This is a genomic window from Pseudomonas sp. MF08875, from assembly GCF_059862525.1.
Map to the genome: position 1 here is coordinate 1 of NZ_JCBCUW010000005.1, position 16,429 is coordinate 16,429.

Consider the following 16,429-nt stretch of genomic DNA (forward strand, 5'->3'; position numbering starts at 1 on the left):
TTCGGCGCGTGGGTGCATGCCCGGCACTACATGAACCGCCGGGCGATCCATCGGTTATCCACCGCGCCGGACCCCGGTTTCTTGCAGCGTTTGGAGCTGGCGTATGAGAGGTTTTTCGCCCATTGAGCGCCGCGCCAGTACTGCCGGGGAGTGTTTAGCCGCAATGCGCGAATGGCCGCTGGCCGCCCATGTCGCAAACAAACCCCTGCGTGGCGTCCATGGGCATTTGGCCGGCCTGCGCCAGCCCTACCATCGCATCCAAAGGGCACGGCCTTAAGGGCTTTTGCCTCACCGAGACGAATGGCGCAGCGCCGCCGCTGGGAGAGATGCGATGTTCAGCAAGCAAGACCAGATCCAGGGTTATGACGATGCACTGCTGGCGGCGATGAATGCCGAGGAGCAACGCCAGGAAGACCACATCGAACTCATCGCGTCGGAGAACTACACCAGCAAGCGGGTGATGCAGGCCCAGGGCAGCGGCCTGACCAACAAGTACGCCGAAGGCTACCCGGGTAAGCGCTACTACGGCGGTTGCGAGCACGTGGACAAGGTCGAGGCGCTGGCCATCGAGCGCGCCAAGCAGCTGTTTGGCGCCGATTACGCCAACGTCCAGCCCCACTCCGGGTCCTCGGCCAACAGCGCCGTGTACCTGGCCTTGATCCAGCCCGGCGACACGATTTTGGGCATGAGCCTGGCCCACGGCGGGCACCTGACCCACGGCGCCAAGGTGTCGTCTTCGGGCAAGCTGTATAACGCCGTGCAGTACGGCATCGACACCCGCACCGGGCTGATCGACTACGACGAAGTCGAGCGCTTGGCGGTGGAATGCCAGCCGAAGATGATCGTTGCCGGCTTCTCGGCCTATTCCAAGACCCTGGATTTCCCGCGCTTTCGCCAGATCGCCGATAAGGTCGGCGCGCTGCTGTTCGTCGATATGGCCCACGTCGCCGGGTTGGTCGCCGCCGGCCTGTACCCGAACCCGCTGCCCTACGCCGACGTGGTCACCACCACCACCCACAAGACCCTGCGCGGCCCCCGTGGCGGCTTGATCCTGGCCAAGGCCAACGAAGCGATCGAGAAAAAACTCAACGCCGCGGTGTTCCCCGGTGCCCAGGGCGGCCCACTGATGCACGTCATCGCCGGTAAAGCGGTGTGCTTCAAGGAGGCCCTGGAGCCTGGCTTCAAGGTTTACCAGCAGCAGGTGATCGACAACGCCCAGGCCATGGCCGGCGTGTTTATCAAACGCGGCTACGATGTAGTGTCCGGCGGCACCGACAACCATTTGTTCCTGGTCAGCCTGATCCGCCAGGGCCTGACCGGCAAGGACGCGGACGCGGCCCTGGGCCGGGCGCACATCACGGTGAACAAGAACGCGGTGCCCAACGACCCGCAGTCGCCGTTCGTCACCTCGGGCCTGCGCATCGGCACCCCGGCGGTGACCACGCGCGGCTTCAAGGTCAGCCAGTGCGTGGAACTGGCCGGCTGGATCTGCGACATCCTCGACAACCTCGGCGATGCCGATGTCGAGGCCAATGTGGCGCGCCATGTCGCGGCCCTGTGCGCGGACTTCCCGGTTTATCGCTGAGCGCGGTTTTGGAGTAACGACTATGCAACGCTATTCGGGCTTCGGCCTCTTCAAGCACTCCTTAAGCCACCACGAAAACTGGCAGCGCATGTGGCGCACGCCCACCCCGAAAAAAGTCTATGACGTGGTCATCGTCGGCGGCGGCGGGCATGGCCTGGCCACGGCCTATTACCTGGCCAAGGAGCACGGCATCACCAACGTGGCCGTGGTCGAGAAAGGCTGGCTGGGCGGCGGCAACACGGCGCGCAACACCACCATCGTGCGCTCCAACTACCTGTGGGACGAGTCGGCGCACCTCTACGAACATGCGATGAAGCTCTGGGAAGGCCTGTCCCAGGACCTCAACTACAACGTGATGTTCTCCCAGCGTGGTGTCTACAACCTGTGCCACACCCTGCAGGACATCCGCGACTCCGAGCGCCGGGTCAGCGCCAACCGCCTTAACGGCGTTGACGGCGAATTGCTCAACGCCCAGCAAGTGGCCGACGAAATCCCGTACCTGGATTGCTCGAAAAGCACCCGCTACCCCGTGCTGGGCGCCACCGTGCAACGGCGCGGCGGCGTGGCCCGCCACGATGCCGTGGCCTGGGGCTTTGCCCGGGCGGCGGATGCCCTGGGCGTGGACCTGATCCAGCAGACCGAAGTCATCGGTTTTCGTAAGGAAAACGGCGTGTGCATCGGCGTCGAAACCAACAAGGGTTTTATCGGTGCCAAGCGCGTCGGCGTGGTTACGGCCGGTAACTCCGGGCACATGGCCGGCCTTGCGGGGTTCCGCCTGCCGATCGAATCCCATCCGCTGCAAGCGCTGGTTTCGGAGCCGATCAAACCGATCATCGACAGCGTGATTATGTCCAACGCGGTGCACGGCTATATCAGCCAGTCCGACAAGGGCGACCTGGTGATCGGCGCCGGCATCGACGGCTACAACGGCTACGGCCAGCGTGGCTCGTACCCGGTGATCGAGCACACCATCCAGGCCATCGTCGAGATGTTCCCGGTGCTTTCGCGGGTACGCATGAACCGCCAATGGGGCGGCATCGTCGATACCACGCCGGACGCCTGCCCGATCATCTCCAAGACCCCGGTGCCGAACATGTTCTTCAACTGCGGCTGGGGTACGGGCGGCTTCAAGGCCACGCCGGGCTCGGGCAACGTCTTCGCGGCCAGCCTGGCCAAGGGCGAAATGCACCCCTTGGCGGCACCTTTTTCCATCGACCGGTTCCACAACGGTGCGTTGATCGACGAACACGGCGCTGCGGCCGTCGCCCACTAACAGGAGAAATTCCCTATGTTGCATATCTTCTGTCCTCATTGCGGCGAGCTGCGCTCGGAAGAGGAATTCCACGCCTCCGGCCAGGCCCACATCCCGCGCCCGCTGGACCCTAACGCCTGCACCGATGAGCAGTGGGGCGACTACATGTTCTTTCGCGACAACCCCCGTGGCCTGCATCACGAGTTGTGGATTCACGCTGCCGGTTGCCGCCAGTATTTCAACGCCACCCGCGACACCCTCACCTACGAAATTCTTGAAACCTACAAGATCGGCACCCGGCCGCAATTCACGGCCAGCGCAGGCGACACCAAAGCGGCCGCGCCGGCCTTGGGAGAGAAGGTATGAGCCAGATCAATCGCCTGGCCAACGGTGGCCGGATCGACCGCACCAAAGCCTTGACCTTCACGTTCAACGGCCAGAGCTACAAGGGCTTTGAGGGCGACACCCTGGCCGCGGCCCTGTTGGCCAACGGCGTGGACATCATTGGGCGCAGCTTCAAGTATTCGCGCCCGCGCGGCATCTTCGCTGCCGGTGCCGAGGAGCCCAATGCGGTGCTGCAGATCGGCGCCACCGAAGCGACGCAGATCCCCAACGTGCGCGCCACCCAGCAGGCGCTGTATCAAGGGTTGGTCGCCACCAGCACCAACGGCTGGCCAAGCGTGAACAACGACGTGATGGGCATTCTTGGCAAGGTCGGCGGCAAGCAGATGCCGCCGGGTTTCTACTACAAAACCTTCATGTACCCGCAGTCGTTCTGGATGACCTACGAGAAGTACATCCGCAAAGCTGCGGGCCTGGGCCGCTCGCCCACCGAGAACGACCCGGACACCTACGACTACATGAACCAGCACTGCGACGTGCTGATCGTCGGCGCCGGCCCCGCCGGGCTGGCCGCCGCCCTGGCCGCCGCGCGCAGTGGTGCGCGGGTAATCCTTGCCGATGAGCAGGAAGAGTTCGGCGGTAGCCTGCTGGATTCACGCGAGAGCCTGGACGGCAAACCGGCCATGGATTGGGTGGCCAGCGTCATCGCCGAATTGAAAGTGCTGCCCGACGTGCTGCTGTTGCCGCGCGCCACGGTCAACGGCTACCACGACCACAACTTCCTGACCATTCATGAACGCCTCACCGACCACCTCGGCGACCGTGCGCCCATCGGCCAGGTGCGCCAGCGTATCCACCGTGTGCGGGCCAAGCGCGTGGTGCTGGCCACCGGCGCCTGCGAGCGGCCGCTGGTGTACGGCAACAACGATGTGCCGGGCAATATGCTCGCCGGCGCGGTGTCTACCTACGTGCGCCGTTACGGTGTGGCGCCGGGTAAAAAACTCTTGCTCTCGACCAACAACGACCACGCCTACCGCGTGGCCCTGGACTGGTTCGACGCAGGCCTGGCCGTGGTGGCCGTGGCCGATGCCCGCCACAACCCACGCGGTGCGTTGGTGGAAGAGGCGCGGGCCAAAGGCATCCGCATCCTCACCGGCAGTGCAGTGATCGAGGCTCGTGGCAGCAAGCACGTGACGGGTGCCCGGGTCGCCGCCATCGACGTGCGTGCCCACACCGTCACCAGCCCCGGCGAATGGCTGGACTGCGACCTGGTGGCCAGCTCCGGCGGCTACAGCCCAGTGGTCCACCTCGCCTCGCACCTGGGCGGCAAACCGACCTGGCGCGAAGACATCCTGGGCTTTGTGCCGGGCAATGCCCCGCAAAAACGCGTGTGCGTCGGCGGTATCAACGGCGTGTATGGCCTGGGGGATTCCCTGGCCGACGGTTTCGAGGGCGGCGTGCGTGCTGCCAGCGAAGCGGGTTTCGGCGCGGTGCAAGGGGTGTTGCCCAAGGCCCTGAGCCGCCTCGAAGAGCCAACCCTGGCGCTGTTCCAAGTGCCCCACGAAAAAACCACGGCGCGGGCGCCCAAGCAATTCGTCGACCTGCAAAACGACGTCACCGCCGCTGCCATCGAACTGGCCACCCGTGAAGGCTTCGAGTCGGTGGAGCACGTCAAGCGCTACACCGCCCTGGGGTTCGGCACCGACCAAGGCAAGCTGGGCAACGTCAATGGCCTGGCCATCGCCGCCCGCTCGCTGAACGTGACCATCCCCCAGATGGGCACCACCATGTTCCGCCCCAACTACACGCCGGTGACCTTCGGCGCCGTGGCGGGCCGCCATTGCGGGCATATTTTCGAGCCGGTGCGCTACACCGCGCTGCACGCCTGGCACGTGAAGAACGGCGCCGAGTTCGAGGACGTCGGCCAATGGAAACGCCCTTGGTACTTCCCACGCAATGGCGAAGACCTGCACGCGGCGGTCAAGCGCGAATGCCTGGCGGTGCGCGACAGCGTGGGCCTGCTCGACGCCTCCACCCTGGGCAAGATCGACATCCAGGGCCCCGACGCCCGTGAGTTTCTCAACCGCATCTACTCCAACGCCTGGACCAAACTCGACGTGGGCAAGGCCCGCTACGGCTTGATGTGCAAGGAAGACGGCATGGTCTTCGACGACGGCGTGACGGCATGCCTGGCCGACAACCACTTCCTGATGACCACCACCACCGGCGGCGCGGCCCGCGTGTTGCAGTGGCTGGAGATCTACCAACAAACCGAATGGCCGGACCTGAAGGTGTACTTCACTTCGGTCACCGACCACTGGGCGACCATGACCCTGTCGGGCCCCAACAGCCGCAAGCTGCTCAGCGAAGTCACCGACATCGACCTGGACAAGGACGGCTTCCCGTTCATGACCTGGAAAGAAGGCCTGGTGGGCGGCGTACCGGCGCGGGTGTTCCGCATCTCGTTCACCGGCGAGCTGTCCTACGAGGTCAACGTGCAGGCCGACTACGCCATGGGCGTACTGGAAAAAATCGTCGAGGCCGGCAAACCGTACAACCTGACCCCCTACGGCACCGAGACCATGCACGTGCTGCGGGCCGAGAAGGGTTTCATCATCGTCGGCCAGGACACCGACGGCTCCATGACCCCCGACGACCTGAACATGGGCTGGTGCGTGGGCCGCACCAAGCCGTTCTCGTGGATCGGCTGGCGCGGAATGAACCGCGAGGACTGCGTGCGTGACGAGCGCAAGCAACTGGTGGGCCTCAAGCCCATCGACCCGAAGGTGTGGCTGCCGGAAGGCGCGCAACTGGTGTTCGACCCCAAGCAGACGATCCCGATGAAGATGGTCGGCCACGTCACCTCCAGTTATGCCCACAACTCCCTCGGCTATTCGTTTGCGATGGCGGTGGTCAAGGGCGGCTTGAAGCGCCTCGGTGAGCGGGTGTTCTCGCCCCAGGCGGACGGCAGCGTGATCGAGGCCGAGATCGTTTCCTCAGTGTTCTTCGACCCTAAAGGCGATCGCCAGAACATCTGACGGACCCACGCGCCTGCATCGGGGGCTTGCCCCCGGTGAGGCCAGAACAGCCACCACAGAATTCGCACAGGTGCTTTATGACCGCAGCCAACGTTTACCAACAACGCCCCACTACGGGGGCCAGAGCCGAATCTTCGCTGCATCACGCCGACCTCGCCAGCCTGGCCGGCAAGGGCCGCAAAAGCGCCGGCGTGACCGTGCGCGAACGCAAACTCCTGGGCCACCTCACGATCCGGGGCGACGGCCACGACCCGGCCTTCGCCGCCGGCGTGCACAAGGCTTTGGGTATCGAACTGCCCGGCGCGCTGGCTGTGATCGTCAAGGGCGAGACCAGCCTGCAATGGCTCGGCCCGGACGAGTGGCTGCTGGTGCTGCCGGGCGGTGAAGAATTCGTTGCCGAACAGAAACTACGCGAAGCGTTGGGCGAGCTGCATATCCAGATCGTTAACGTCAGCGGCGGCCAGCAGATCCTCGAACTCAGCGGCCCGAACGTGCGCCAGGTGCTGATGAAATCCACCAGCTACGACGTGCACCCCAACAACTTCCCGGTGGGCAAGGCCGTGGGCACGGTGTTCGCCAAATCCCAACTGGTGATCCGCCATACCGCGCCCGACACCTGGGAACTGCTGATCCGCCGTAGCTTCTCGGATTACTGGTGGTTGTGGTTGCAGGACGCCGCGGCCGAGTATGGCCTGAACGTGCAGGCCTGATATGACACTGCCCCGGGTAGCAAGCCCGCTTGCTACCCGGGCCCGTCACCCAGAGGAGTCACCGAGCAATGAGCCGCGCCCCCGACACATGGATTTTGACCGCCGACTGCCCCAGCGTGCTGGGTACGGTGGATGCGGTGACCCGTTTTCTGTTCGAGCAAGGCTGTTACGTCACCGAACACCATTCCTTCGATGACCGGCTCTCGGGGCGGTTTTTCATTCGCGTGGAGTTCCGCCAGCCCGAAGGTTTTGACGAACTCGCCTTTCGTGCCGGCCTGGCCGAGCGGGGCATTGCCTTTGGCATGGTCTTCGAGCTGACCCCGCCGCACCACCGGCCCAAGGTGGTCATCATGGTGTCCAAGGCCGACCACTGCCTCAACGACCTGCTCTACCGCCAGCGCATCGGCCAGTTGGCGATGGAGGTGGTGGCGGTGGTGTCCAACCACCCGGACCTCAAGCCCCTGGCCGACTGGCACCAGATCCCCTACTACCACTTTCCCCTGGACCCCAACGACAAACCGTCCCAGGAGCGCCAGGTGCTGCAGATCATCGAGGAGGCGGGCGCCGAATTGGTGATCCTTGCGCGCTACATGCAAGTGCTGTCGCCGGAGTTGTGCCGGCGCCTGGACGGCAAGGCGATCAATATCCACCACTCCCTGCTGCCCGGTTTCAAGGGCGCCAAGCCCTACCACCAGGCCTACAACAAAGGCGTGAAACTGGTGGGCGCCACGGCGCACTACATCAACAACGACCTGGACGAAGGCCCGATCATCGCCCAGGGCGTGGAAGTGGTGGACCACAGCCACTACCCCGAAGACCTGATCGCCAAGGGCCGCGACATCGAAGGCCAGACCCTGGCCCGGGCGGTGGGTTATCACATTGAGCGCAGGGTCTTTTTGAATGCCAACAGAACGGTGGTGCTTTGAGTGGCGAGCGGCAAGTAAGGGCATTACACCGCACACCACTTGCAGCTTGTAGCTTGCCGCTCAAATCGCTTCCTGATTTTTCATAACAACAAATGAGTAAAGGTGACTGACATGTCTGACAATCGTGGTGTCGTATATCTCGGCAACGGTAAGGTCGAAGTGCAGAAAATCGACTATCCGAAAATGCAGGATCCCCGTGGCCGCAAGATTGAACACGGCGTCATCCTGCGCGTGGTCTCCACCAATATCTGTGGCTCCGACCAGCACATGGTGCGTGGCCGCACCACGGCCCAGACCGGTTTGGTGCTAGGGCACGAAATCACCGGTGAGGTGATCGAGAAAGGCAGCGACGTCGAGAACCTGAAGCTCGGCGACCTGGTGTCGGTGCCGTTCAACGTGGCATGCGGCCGCTGCCGTTCCTGCAAGGAGCAGCACACCGGCGTGTGCCTGACCGTCAACCCGGCCCGCGCCGGTGGCGCCTACGGTTATGTGGACATGGGCGACTGGACCGGCGGGCAGGCCGAATATGTGCTGGTGCCGTACGCCGATTTCAACCTGTTGAAGCTCCCGGACCGCGACAAGGCCATGGAGAAAATCCGCGACCTGACTTGCCTCTCCGACATCCTCCCCACCGGCTACCACGGTGCGGTCACCGCCGGCGTCGGTCCGGGCAGCACGGTGTACATCGCCGGGGCCGGCCCGGTGGGCCTGGCGGCGGCCGCATCGGCGCGCCTGCTGGGGGCGGCGGTGGTGATAATCGGTGACGTCAACTCCATCCGCCTCGCTCACGCCAAGGGCCAGGGTTTTGAGGTGGTCGACCTGTCCAAGGACACGCCGCTGCACGAACAGATCGCCGCGCTGCTGGGCGAGCCTGAGGTGGATTGTGCAGTGGATTGCGTCGGTTTCGAGGCCCGCGGCCACGGCCATGACGGCGTGAAACACGAAGCCCCGGCCACGGTGCTCAACTCCCTGATGGGCGTGGTGCGGGTGGCGGGCAAGATCGGTATCCCCGGCCTGTATGTCACCGAAGACCCGGGCGCGGTGGACGCCGCGGCGAAAATGGGCAGCCTGAGCATCCGCTTCGGCCTGGGCTGGGCCAAGTCCCATAGCTTCCACACCGGCCAGACCCCGGTGATGAAGTACAACCGCCAACTGATGCAAGCCATCATGTGGGATCGCATCAAGATCGCCGATATTGTCGGTGTGGAAGTCATCAGCCTCGACGACGCCCCCCGTGGCTACGGCGAGTTCGATGCCGGCGTGCCGAAGAAGTTTGTGATCGACCCGCACAAGCTGTTTAGCGCGGCCTAAACCCTTTGGCGGAAGTAGCAAGTGGGCGAGCCCGCTTGCTACGACACCTACTGGCGCACCATCTTCAAGTAAGGCTTAGAAACGAACTCGCCTTCGGTCACAGCGGTGCCGCCATAGGAGCAGATGACCTTTGCGCCTTGAGTCTCTACCGACTCGGCTTTGAGCGCGTACTTCGCGTCCAGGAAGTCGTCGTCGGTGGCCATGGTTTCTCCCGTCCACTCTTTCCCATCGACTCCTTTGGCCGTGTAGGTGAAGCCGGCGAGGTTTCCTTCTTTGCCATTCCCTTCTGACGTGATCTCAGACACCTTCGGGCAGATGGATAAATCCTCTTCGGCATAGACATTACCCATCAATGCCATCGTGGCCAGGACGGCTGCAATCAATTGCGTGTGCATGGGGCTGTACTCCTTTATGTGGTTGGAGTGCTCATGGTGGGCAATTTTGCCTAGTGGAGTAACTGTCAGATATGACAGGTATCTAGACTGTTTTCGACTAGCGCCCAAAGGCGGTTAGATCGTTTTCCAGTCGCCGCATTCAAGGCTCCAATGTTCGCCAGGCTGTGGAACAATGCCCCCCGTTTGCCGGTCTTATCGGCAGCTTTGCGCCCGATTCCGGGCCCGTATTTAGCCCCAGGAGTGGTTCCCGATGAAGATGTCTCGCGGTTTGGTTTTGGCTTCGCTCTTGGCCCTGGCGGCCGGGCCGGTGTTTGCCGGTTTTAGCTTGAACGATGTGGTGGGCGCGGCGGCGAGCATGCAGGGCGGTGACAAGGCAGCCGCTGCGGCGCCGACTTCCCAGACCGCTGGCCTGCTCAGCGCGCTATCGGCGCTGGACGTCACGCCGCAGCAAGCGGTGGGCGGCACCAGTGCGATGTTGGGGCTGGCGAAGAACCAGCTCAGTTCCACCGATTACTCGCAGTTGGCCAAGAGCGTACCGGGGCTGGACAAGTTGTCCGGTGGCGGGCAGTTGGGCGCCTTGAGCGGCTTGCTTGGCGCCTCCGGCAAAGCCGCAGGCCTGGAAAACGCCCTGGGCAACGTGAAGAACACTGCCGACCTGAACAGTGCCTTCGGCGCGCTGGGGATGGACAGCGGCATGATCGGCCAGTTTGCTCCGGTGTTGCTCAAGTACCTGGGCGAGCAGGGCGTTGGCGGCCCACTGCTGCAAAGCCTGGGCAGCATCTGGGGCGCCAGCGCCGGTTGATTCAGGGGCGCTCGTCGCGCAACGCGGCGATGCGCGCGTCCTTTTCGGTCCAGAGCTGGTTGACCCAGTTCTGCACCGTTTGGCGAAACACCGGGTCGTTTTCGTAGTCGCCCTGCCACAGCGCCGGGTCCAGTTCGCGGGTGCGGATATCGATGATGACCTTGGGCACGTCGCCGCAAATCAGGCGCCAGAACCCCGGTATCCGTTGTGACGGATAGACCACCGTCACATCCAGCACCGCATCCAATTGCTCCCCCATCGCCGCCAGCACAAAGGCCACGCCGCCAGCCTTGGGCTTGAGCAGGTAGTTGAAGGGTGATTGCTGTTGCGCCCGTTTGGCGGGGGTGAAGCGCGTGCCTTCGAGGTAGTTGACCACGGTCACCGGTTGGCGCTTGAACAGCTCGCAGGCCTGTTGGGTGATCTTCAAGTCCTGGCCCGCCAGTTCCGGGTGCTTGGCCAGGAACGCCTTGGTGTAGCGCTTCATGAAGGGGTAATCCAGCGCCCACCAGGCCAGGCCCAGGAACGGCACCCAGATCAGCTCTTTCTTGAGGAAGAACTTGAAGAACGGCGTGCGCCGGTTGAGGGTCTGGATCAGCGCCGGGATATCGACCCAGGACTGGTGGTTGCTGATGACTAGGTACGAGGTGTCGCGGCGCAGGCCTTCACCGCCGCGGATGTCCCATTGGGTGGGGATGCACAGGGCGAAAATAAGCTTGTCGATTTCGGCCCAGGTCTCGGCTATCCACATCACCGCCCAGGAGGCGTAGTCGCGGCCACGGCCGGGCAGCAGGAGTTTGAGCAGGGCGAACACCATTAGCGGGCCAAACAGCACGAGGGTGTTGAGCAGTAGCAGCAGGGTAACCAGACAGCCGGTGAGCAGGCGGCGCATAAGCAACTCTTGGGTCATGTGGGACGGGGCATGATAAGCAGCTTAGTGGCGCAGGCCAACTTTGCCGGGGTCACGAATGTTTCACGCGCGCCTCGTTATGTTGAGCAACTGAGGAACCAACCTGCGGCCCGGGGTCTAAAATCCCGCTGCTTCCACTCCAAGGACATTGCCCACGTGAAATCCCTTCTCGCACTGCTGACCCTGGTGGCCCTGCCGGCCCTGGCCGCCGAACCGACCCTGTACGGGCGCTACGAATACATCCAGTTGCCGGAGATCGGCGGTGAGGTGCTCAAGGCCAAGATGGACACCGGCGCGTTGACCGCGTCCCTGTCGGCCAAGGACATCGAAACCTTCACCCGCGACGGCGAAGACTGGGTGCGCTTTCGCCTGGCGACCAAGGGCGCGAGCAACAAGGTCTACGAACACAAGGTCGCGCGCATCAGCAAGATCAAGAGCCGCGCCGACGAAGACGAGGAAGAAACCCCCGAAGCGGCGCGCCGCCCGGTGGTCGATCTAGAGCTGTGCCTGGGCAACGTCAAGCGCACGGTGGAGGTCAACCTCACCGACCGCAGCAGCTTCAACTACCCGTTGCTGATCGGCGCCAAGGCCCTGCGCGAATTCAATGCGGCGGTGAACCCGGCGCGGCGTTTTACCGCGGACAAACCTGACTGTTGAACGATTGACGGCGCCCCAGCCTTGGGGCACCGTTCGCGCACTCCACTCCTGGCCCGATGCCATGCCCCATATCCTGATTGTCGAAGACGAAGCGGCCATTGCCGACACCCTGGTGTTCGCCCTCCAGGGCGAGGGCTTCACCACCACTTGGCTGAGCCTCGGCGCAGCGGCCCTTGAGCACCAGCGCAACACCCCGGCGGACCTGCTGATCCTCGATATCGGCCTGCCGGATATCAGCGGCTTCGAGACGTGCAAGCAACTGCGGCGCTTCAGTGACGTGCCGGTGATGTTCCTCAGTGCCCGTGACGGTGAGATCGACCGGGTGGTGGGTTTGGAGATCGGTGCCGACGATTATGTGGTCAAGCCCTTCAGCCCCCGGGAAGTGGCGGCGCGGGTGCGTGCCATCCTCAAACGCATGGCGCCACGGGTGACGCTGGCCGGTTGCAGCCCGCTGTTCCAGGTTGATGCCGAGCGCGTGTTGATTACCTACCGCGGCCAGCCCCTGAGCCTGACCCGCCACGAATTCCGTTTGCTGCACTGCCTGCTGGAGCAACCGCAGCGGGTGTTCAGCCGCGAGCAATTGCTCGATGCCCTGGGCGTGGCGGCGGATGCCGGCTACGAGCGCAGCATCGACAGCCATATCAAAAGCGTGCGCGCCAAATTGCGCCTGGTGGCGCCCAACGCCGAGCCGATCCAGACCCATCGGGGCCTGGGCTACAGCTACAGCCCGGAGCATGGCTGATGCCCCTGGGGGTGCGGATTTTCCTGGTGTACGCGCTGTTCATCGGCCTCACCAGCTACTTCGTACTGAACACGGTGATGGAAGAAATCCGCCCCGGCGTGCGCCAGTCCACCGAAGAAACCCTGGTGGACACCGCCAACCTGATGGCCGAGATCCTGCGCGACGACGTCAAGGCCGGCACCCTGGGCCAGAGCCGCTGGCCACAACTGCTCAAGGCCTACGGCGACCGCCAGCCAGCAGCCAGCATCTGGGGTTTGGCGAAGAACCAGGTCAACCACCGCATCTACGTGACCGACGCCCAGGGCATCGTGTTGCTCGACTCCAGCGGCCTGGCCCTGGGCCAGGATTACTCGCGCTGGAACGACGTCTACCTGACCCTGCGCGGTGAATACGGCGCACGTTCCACCCGCAGCGATGCGCATGATTCCACCTCTTCAGTGATGCACGTGGGCGCGCCGATCCGCGATAACGGCCGGATCATCGGCGTGGTCACGGTGGCCAAGCCCAACAGCTCGCTGCAACCCTATATCGACCGCACCGAGCGGCGGCTGCTGTGGTACGGCGCGGCGCTGATCGGCCTGGGCCTGTTGTTCGGCGCCTTGCTGTCGTGGTGGCTGAGCCGCTCGCTGCGCCGCCTCACTGCCTACGCCCAAGCCGTCAGCGAAGGGCGCCGGGCCCAGGTGCCGCACTATCGCGGTGGTGAGCTGGCGCAACTGTCCAGCGCCGTGGAGCACATGCGCACCCAACTGGAGGGCAAGGCCTACGTCGAGCGCTACGTGCACACGCTGACCCACGAATTGAAGAGCCCATTGGCGGCGATTCGCGGCGCGGCGGAGTTGCTCCAGGGCGACATGCCGGTGGCGGCGCAGCAGCGCTTCGTGAGCAATATCGACAGTGAAAGCGCGCGCATGCAGCAGTTGATCGAACGCCTGCTGAACCTGGCCCTGGTGGAACAGCGCCAAGGTTTGGAAGAGCGGGTGGCGGTGCCATTGGCGCCGCTGTGGGAACAATTGCTCAGCGCGCAAAGTGCGCGGATCGAGGCACGGCAAGTGCGCATCGAACACACCATCGCCCCGGACCTGGCCCTGATCGGCGAGCCGTTCCTGCTGCGCCAGGCCCTGGGCAACCTGCTGGAAAACGCCCTCGACTTCACCCCGCCCGGCGGTTTGCTGCGGCTGCAGGCCCAGCGGCGGGGCGAGCAGGTCGAGGTGACGCTGTTCAACCAGGCCGCAGCCATTCCCGACTATGCCTTGCCCAGGCTCTGTGAGCGCTTCTACTCCCTGCCACGGCCCGACAGCGGGCGCAAAAGCACCGGCCTGGGCCTGAATTTCGTCGAGGAAGTGGTGCAACTGCACGGCGGGCGCATGAGCATCGGCAATGTCGACGGCGGCGTGCAAGTTACCCTCCTACTCCCCTGCCAGTAGCCTGCGGGCGGGCCCGCTTGCTACCACCACACAATCTCCACATTCGCTCCATAAAGCCTCCACCGACGCGCCCCAGACTCTCCCCATCCAAACAGGGAGACACCCATGAACCGCAGCCTGACTTTAAAACTAGGGGCCATTGCCCTACTGATTGTGCTGTTGTTGATTCCGCTGCTGATGATCGACGGCATGATCCAGGACCGCCAGCAACTGCGCGACGGCGTGCTCGAAGACATCGCCCGCAGCTCCAGCTACAGCCAGCAACTGACCGGGCCGATCATGGTCGTGCCGTTTCGCAAGGTGGTGCGCACCTGGAAGACCAACGAAAAAACCAACCAGCGCTACCAGGAAATCGGTGAGCAGCGCGGGCGCCTGTACTTTCTGCCGGAGCGTTTCGAGCTCGACGGTAAGGTGCAGACCGAACTGCGTTCGCGGGGTATTTACCAGGCGCGGCTGTTCCACGCCGATAACCGCATCAGCGGCCAATTTGTGATTCCCCCGCAGTGGGGTATCGACGAAGACTTTGCCGACTATCAGTTTGAGCAGGCCTTTGTCGCGGTTGGCATCAGCGATATCCGCGGCATCGAGAACGCCCTCACGTTGCAGTTCAACGGCCAGGACCTGGACTTCATCCCCGGCAGCAACGTCGATTGGTTGGGTGAAGGCGTGCGCGTCGCCCTGCCGCCGCTGAACCCGGCCAAGGCTTTGCAATTGCCGTTCGGCTTCGACCTGCGCTTGCAAGGCACCGGCCAGTTGCAAGTGACGCCGGTGGGCAAAACCAGCGAAGTGAAACTGGCGGCCAACTGGCCCCACCCCAGCTTTATCGGCAACTACCTGCCGACCCGGCGCGAGATCGGCGAGAGCGGCTTTACCGCCCAGTGGCAGACGTCGTTCTTCTCCACCAACCTCGAAGAAGCCATGAGCACCTGCGTCAACGGCGCCCGCTGCGAGGAGTTCAACGGCCGCAGCTTTGGCGTGAGCTTTATCGACCCGGTGGACCAGTACCTCAAGAGCGACCGGGCGATCAAATATGCGCTGCTGTTCATTGCCTTGACCTTTGCGGGCTTCTTTCTCTTTGAAGTGCTCAAGAGCATGGCGGTGCACCCGATCCAATACGCCCTGGTGGGCGCGGCTTTGGCGTTCTTCTACTTGCTGCTGTTGTCGTTGTCCGAGCACCTGGGCTTTGCCCTGGCGTACCTGCTGTCGGCCAGTGCCTGCGTGGTGTTGATCGGCTTTTACGTCAGCCACGTGCTGCGCAGCGCCCGCCATGGCTTGAGTTTTTCGGCGGGGTTGGCGGCCCTGTACGGCTTGCTCTACGGCTTGCTCAGCGCTGAAGACTACGCACTGCTGATGGGCTCGCTGCTGCTGTTCGGCTTGCTGGGGGTGTTCATGGTGCTGACGCGCAAACTGGATTGGTACGGCATCGGCCCAGGCAAATCGGCCAAGGCGCTGGAGGTGGCCGATGAGTAGGTCGCTGGGGTTGCGCGAGGATCAGCGCGAAGGGGAACGGTTGGTGATGTGGTTGGCGCAGGTTTTTGTGGGGGACCTACAGGCGCTATCGCGGGCAAGCGGTGCGCCGCCCGGCCCTCTCCCACATTGGAATGCGCTTGCCCGTGGGAGCGAGCCAGCTCGCGATAACCCTTGCCCCTCCACCGCGATGCCGGGGCTTTACTGCGGTGGTTCAGTCTCGCGCATCGATTCACGCTGACTGACCTGGGCATACCACGCCGCCAACTGTGGGTTGGCGGTGCGCCATTGCAGGTCGGGGTGGCGAAAATCCAGGTAACCCAAGGCGCAAGCCAGGCTGATGGCGGCCACGTCAAAGTGGCTGGCGAGTTCGGCGATGGCCTGGGCCTCGAAGGCCGCCAGGGCCCGGCGCATTTTGTCGCGTTGGGCCTCGAGCCATTGTTCCCAGTGCTTCTCAGGCGCGCGCAGGGCCAGTTCGTAACGCACCAGCACGGCGGCGTCCAGGATCCCGTCGGCCATTGAGGCCAGCGTCAGGCGCCGCCAGCGCGCCGGGCCGTCGCGGGGGATCAGCGGGTTGCCGACATGCTGGTGGTCGAGGTAGTCAAGGATCACCCGGCTGTCGTGGATGACAGTGCCGTCGGCCAGGCGCAGGGCCGGGATCTTGCCCAGGGGGTTGTCCAGGTTCAGCGCCGCATCGGGGTGCACCGGGCTTAACTGGCTCAGTTGCAATGCCACCCGGCTCTGTTGCCCGGTTTCGTGGAGCAGCACCCTGACCTTGCGCACATAGGGCGAGGCCGGGTTGTGGAAGAGGGTCATGCTGGGCGCGGACATGGGCGTTCCTCGAAAAGCATCGAGTGTAGCTGCGGGCGGT

The 16,429-nt window shown here is 63.9% G+C and carries 15 protein-coding genes; 12 read left to right on the top strand and 3 right to left on the bottom strand.

Translation table 11 applies throughout. From position 1 onward, the window contains the following. Window positions 1-331: 331 nt before the first annotated feature. The 7 genes from glyA (at window position 332) to fdhA (ending at window position 9,164) form a co-directional block, all read left to right on the top strand. Complete coding sequence (gene glyA / locus AC19YT_RS04095) at window positions 332-1,585, top strand: serine hydroxymethyltransferase (protein WP_095110932.1); 1,254 nt, start codon at window positions 332-334, stop codon at window positions 1,583-1,585. Between the two features lie 22 nt (window positions 1,586-1,607). Continuing rightward, window positions 1,608-2,858 (top strand): sarcosine oxidase subunit beta, encoded by a 1,251-nt coding sequence (locus AC19YT_RS04100; RefSeq protein ID WP_095110931.1) that lies wholly within the window; start codon window positions 1,608-1,610, stop codon window positions 2,856-2,858. 15 nt (window positions 2,859-2,873) lie between these two features. Further along, a complete protein-coding gene (locus AC19YT_RS04105) occupies window positions 2,874-3,203 on the top strand; it encodes a sarcosine oxidase subunit delta (RefSeq protein ID WP_095110930.1) in 330 nt (109 codons plus the stop codon). Beyond that, window positions 3,200-6,217 (top strand): sarcosine oxidase subunit alpha, encoded by a 3,018-nt coding sequence (locus tag AC19YT_RS04110; protein ID WP_500609805.1) that lies wholly within the window; start codon window positions 3,200-3,202, stop codon window positions 6,215-6,217. Before AC19YT_RS04105 ends, AC19YT_RS04110 begins: the two co-directional genes overlap by 4 nt. A gap of 77 nt (window positions 6,218-6,294) precedes the next feature. Further along, entirely contained in the window at window positions 6,295-6,927 is a 633-nt protein-coding gene (locus tag AC19YT_RS04115) for a sarcosine oxidase subunit gamma (RefSeq protein WP_500609806.1), read from the top strand. 68 nt (window positions 6,928-6,995) lie between these two features. Beyond that, on the top strand, window positions 6,996-7,853 hold the full coding sequence (gene purU, locus AC19YT_RS04120; RefSeq protein WP_095110927.1) for a formyltetrahydrofolate deformylase: 858 nt from the start codon (window positions 6,996-6,998) through the stop codon (window positions 7,851-7,853). Between the two features lie 111 nt (window positions 7,854-7,964). After that, window positions 7,965-9,164, top strand: coding sequence for a formaldehyde dehydrogenase, glutathione-independent (gene fdhA, locus AC19YT_RS04125; RefSeq protein WP_095110926.1), 1,200 nt, complete (start codon window positions 7,965-7,967; stop codon window positions 9,162-9,164). A gap of 47 nt (window positions 9,165-9,211) precedes the next feature. Here fdhA and AC19YT_RS04130 read toward each other — a convergent pair whose 3' ends face one another. Then, on the bottom strand, window positions 9,212-9,559 hold the full coding sequence (locus AC19YT_RS04130) for a DUF3757 domain-containing protein (protein ID WP_095110925.1): 348 nt from the start codon (window positions 9,557-9,559) through the stop codon (window positions 9,212-9,214). Between the two features lie 250 nt (window positions 9,560-9,809). Here AC19YT_RS04130 and AC19YT_RS04135 point away from each other — a divergent pair, with 250 nt between their 5' ends. After that, window positions 9,810-10,361 (top strand): DUF2780 domain-containing protein, encoded by a 552-nt coding sequence (locus tag AC19YT_RS04135; protein WP_095110924.1) that lies wholly within the window; start codon window positions 9,810-9,812, stop codon window positions 10,359-10,361. Between the two features lies 1 nt (window position 10,362). On the opposite strand, the gene yihG is transcribed toward AC19YT_RS04135, so the two are convergent. After that, window positions 10,363-11,250, bottom strand: coding sequence for a 1-acylglycerol-3-phosphate O-acyltransferase, YihG family (yihG, locus tag AC19YT_RS04140; RefSeq protein WP_095110923.1), 888 nt, complete (start codon window positions 11,248-11,250; stop codon window positions 10,363-10,365). A gap of 174 nt (window positions 11,251-11,424) precedes the next feature. Here yihG and rloA2 point away from each other — a divergent pair, with 174 nt between their 5' ends. The 4 genes from rloA2 to creD all read left to right on the top strand — a co-directional run bounded on the left by rloA2 (window position 11,425) and on the right by creD (window position 15,561). After that, window positions 11,425-11,925: a retropepsin-like aspartic peptidase RloA2 gene (gene rloA2 / locus AC19YT_RS04145; RefSeq protein ID WP_095110922.1), complete on the top strand. Its 501-nt coding sequence runs from the start codon at window positions 11,425-11,427 to the stop codon at window positions 11,923-11,925. Between the two features lie 61 nt (window positions 11,926-11,986). Further along, complete coding sequence (creB, locus tag AC19YT_RS04150) at window positions 11,987-12,667, top strand: two-component system response regulator CreB (protein ID WP_500599899.1); 681 nt, start codon at window positions 11,987-11,989, stop codon at window positions 12,665-12,667. Further along, on the top strand, window positions 12,667-14,091 hold the full coding sequence (gene creC, locus AC19YT_RS04155; protein ID WP_500609807.1) for a two-component system sensor histidine kinase CreC: 1,425 nt from the start codon (window positions 12,667-12,669) through the stop codon (window positions 14,089-14,091). Before creB ends, creC begins: the two co-directional genes overlap by 1 nt. 105 nt (window positions 14,092-14,196) lie before the next feature. Beyond that, window positions 14,197-15,561: a cell envelope integrity protein CreD gene (creD, locus tag AC19YT_RS04160; RefSeq protein WP_095110919.1), complete on the top strand. Its 1,365-nt coding sequence runs from the start codon at window positions 14,197-14,199 to the stop codon at window positions 15,559-15,561. Window positions 15,562-15,759: 198 nt separating this feature from the next. Here the strand turns inward: creD and AC19YT_RS04165 are convergent, their stop codons facing one another. Continuing rightward, window positions 15,760-16,389, bottom strand: coding sequence for a glutathione S-transferase N-terminal domain-containing protein (locus AC19YT_RS04165; protein ID WP_500599903.1), 630 nt, complete (start codon window positions 16,387-16,389; stop codon window positions 15,760-15,762). Between the last annotated feature and the right edge of the window lie 40 nt (window positions 16,390-16,429).

Coding starts and splice junctions, on each gene's coding strand:
- AC19YT_RS04110 (WP_500609805.1), top strand. CDS start 3,200: ATGAGCCAGATCAATCGCCTGGCCAACGGTGGCCGGATCGACCGCACC.
- AC19YT_RS04105 (WP_095110930.1), top strand. CDS start 2,874: ATGTTGCATATCTTCTGTCCTCATTGCGGCGAGCTGCGCTCGGAAGAG.
- AC19YT_RS04165 (WP_500599903.1), bottom strand. CDS start 16,389: ATGTCCGCGCCCAGCATGACCCTCTTCCACAACCCGGCCTCGCCCTAT.
- creB (WP_500599899.1), top strand. CDS start 11,987: ATGCCCCATATCCTGATTGTCGAAGACGAAGCGGCCATTGCCGACACC.
- fdhA (WP_095110926.1), top strand. CDS start 7,965: ATGTCTGACAATCGTGGTGTCGTATATCTCGGCAACGGTAAGGTCGAA.
- yihG (WP_095110923.1), bottom strand. CDS start 11,250: ATGCGCCGCCTGCTCACCGGCTGTCTGGTTACCCTGCTGCTACTGCTC.
- purU (WP_095110927.1), top strand. CDS start 6,996: ATGAGCCGCGCCCCCGACACATGGATTTTGACCGCCGACTGCCCCAGC.
- AC19YT_RS04115 (WP_500609806.1), top strand. CDS start 6,295: ATGACCGCAGCCAACGTTTACCAACAACGCCCCACTACGGGGGCCAGA.
- AC19YT_RS04130 (WP_095110925.1), bottom strand. CDS start 9,559: ATGCACACGCAATTGATTGCAGCCGTCCTGGCCACGATGGCATTGATG.
- AC19YT_RS04135 (WP_095110924.1), top strand. CDS start 9,810: ATGAAGATGTCTCGCGGTTTGGTTTTGGCTTCGCTCTTGGCCCTGGCG.
- creD (WP_095110919.1), top strand. CDS start 14,197: ATGAACCGCAGCCTGACTTTAAAACTAGGGGCCATTGCCCTACTGATT.
- glyA (WP_095110932.1), top strand. CDS start 332: ATGTTCAGCAAGCAAGACCAGATCCAGGGTTATGACGATGCACTGCTG.
- AC19YT_RS04100 (WP_095110931.1), top strand. CDS start 1,608: ATGCAACGCTATTCGGGCTTCGGCCTCTTCAAGCACTCCTTAAGCCAC.
- creC (WP_500609807.1), top strand. CDS start 12,667: ATGCCCCTGGGGGTGCGGATTTTCCTGGTGTACGCGCTGTTCATCGGC.